The sequence below is a fragment of the Mycobacterium sp. genome (assembly GCF_035603715.1).
Taxonomy (GTDB): domain Bacteria; phylum Actinomycetota; class Actinomycetes; order Mycobacteriales; family Mycobacteriaceae; genus Mycobacterium.
The window spans coordinates 1-2,025 of the sequence record NZ_DATNJW010000497.1 but is presented as its reverse complement, the minus strand read 5'-3'; the positions used below and the strand labels follow the sequence as shown (position 1 = coordinate 2,025).

The following is a 2,025-nucleotide window of genomic DNA, read 5'->3' as shown; positions in this document are numbered from 1 at the left end:
CCGCGGTGACGACGGAAGTACCAGCACCGCAACGGACAACGCCAGCGCGGCGGCCACCGGTCCTGTCATGACGCGGCACGGCTCTGCAGCAGCCGATACAAGTCGGCGGCCTCGTCGGTCAGGCCGCGATCGGCGTGCCATACCGTGACCGCCCGCACCCGCCCATCGGTTTCGCGTAGGACGGCGATTTCACCGAGGCGTCGTCGCCCGGTGGGATCGCGGGCAACATGCAGCAGCACCTGAACCGCAGCGGCCAGTTGGCTGTGCAGAGCAATGCGATCCAGACCACCGAGGGCGCCCAAGGCCTCCAACCGGGCCGGGACTTCGCCGGGGTTGTTGGCGTGTACCGTGCCCGCCCCGCCGTCATGACCGGTGTTCAGCGCCGCGAGCAGATCGACCACCTCGGCGCCCCGGACCTCGCCGACCACGATCCGGTCCGGTCGCATTCGCAGCGCCTGGCGGACAAGTTGGCGCACGGTGACCTCGCCGACACCCTCGACATTGGCGCACCGCGCCACCAGCTTGACCAGGTGCGGATGCGGCGGCGACAACTCGGCGGCATCCTCGACGCACACGATTCGCTCGTCGGGTGGCACTGCGTTCAGCATCGCTGACAGCAGGGTGGTTTTGCCCGCGCCGGTGCCGCCCGACACCAGAAAAGCCAGCCTCGCTGCGATGATGTCGTCGAGCAGTTCGGCGGCTGCGGGTGCGATGGCACCGGCGGCGATCAATGCGGACAGGTCCTGAGTAGCCGGCCGCAGCACGCGCAGCGACAGGCAGGTGCCGGCCACGGCGACCGGCGGTAGGACGGCGTGCAGCCGGACCGCGAAGTCGCCGGTGCCCAGCCCGGTCAGCTGACCGTCGACCCATGGCTGCGCATCATCGAGACGCCGGCCGGCCGCCAGTGCCAGCCGCTGCGCCAGACGACGGACAGCGGCTTCGTCGGTGAACTGAATATCACTGCGCCGCAGACCGTTTCCGTCGTCAATCCACACCGCGTCCGGCGCACTGACCAGCACGTCGGTCGTCCCGTCGGCGCACAACAGTGGTTCGAGGATCCCCGCACCGGTCAGCTCGGTCTGCAGTATCCGCAGATTGCTCAGCAACTCGGTGTCGCCGAGTACGCCACCGGACTCGGCCCGGATCGCGTCGGCCACCACTTTGGGTCGCAACGGAACGGATTCGGTCGCCAGCCGCTCGCGCACGCGGTCGATCAGCGAGCCCGTCATGCCGCGCGGCGATCGAGCTGATCGCCCGGGTACGTCGGCAGCACCGCCAGGACGCGGCGAGCCGCCACCGCCAGCGCCGAACGCCGTCCCGAGCGCAGGCCGCCCTGCTCGAGTTGCCGGGCCAGCCGTGGATCTGGCTTCATCGACACGAGCAGCGGTAACCCGGCGATCTCAGCCACCTCCTCGGCCCGCAGACCGCCCGGGGACGGGCCTCGCACCACCAGCCCGATATTGGGATTCAAGCCGGCGAGCATTGGGGCCATTGTGGCGGTCGCCGCGCAGGCCCGTACATCGCACGGGCTGATCACGACGACGAGATCGGCTGTCTCCAAGACAGTCTCGACGGCGGTGGTTAATCGACGCGGGAGGTCGCAAATCACGGTCGCACCGCCGCGACGGCCTGCGTCGATGACGGCCTGCACCGCGCCGGCGTCCAACTCGTCGCCGCGCCGAGTGCCCGACAGCATGCTGATCCCGCGGTGTCGCGGTAACGCGTCGCGCACCGCCGACCAGGTCAGCCGTCCGCCCTGCAGCGCCAGATCGGGCCAGCGCACGCCGGGCGTCGTCTCCGCGCCGACCAACAGATCGATGCCACCGGCCCAGGGATCGACGTCGACCAGCAGCGAATCGCTCGCCGACTGCGCCAGCGCGACCGCGAACAGTGAGGCACCCGCCCCGCCACGCCCGCCGATCACCGCCACTACCGCGCCACCGGCGCCGTCTTCGCGCGCCGAATCACCCGCGTCCGCCAACTCGCGGACCAGATCGTGTTCTTGCGCAGGCAGTTTCAGCACAT

2 protein-coding genes are annotated in these 2,025 nt (G+C 70.1%); both read right to left on the bottom strand.

Annotation, left to right across the window (positions count from 1 at the left end; genetic code table 11):
* Window positions 1-65: 65 nt before the first annotated feature.
* Window positions 66-1,229: a TadA family conjugal transfer-associated ATPase gene (locus VN856_RS20690; RefSeq protein WP_325692418.1), complete on the bottom strand. Its 1,164-nt coding sequence runs from the start codon at window positions 1,227-1,229 to the stop codon at window positions 66-68.
* Window positions 1,226-2,025: septum site-determining protein Ssd (gene ssd / locus VN856_RS20685; protein ID WP_325692416.1), on the bottom strand; the 800-nt coding region annotated here is incomplete at its 5' end. The genes VN856_RS20690 and ssd, both read right to left, overlap by 4 nt.

Excerpts from the sequence above, each read along its gene's own strand:
- VN856_RS20690 (WP_325692418.1), bottom strand. The coding sequence starts at position 1,229 with ATGACGGGCTCGCTGATCGACCGCGTGCGCGAGCGGCTGGCGACCGAA.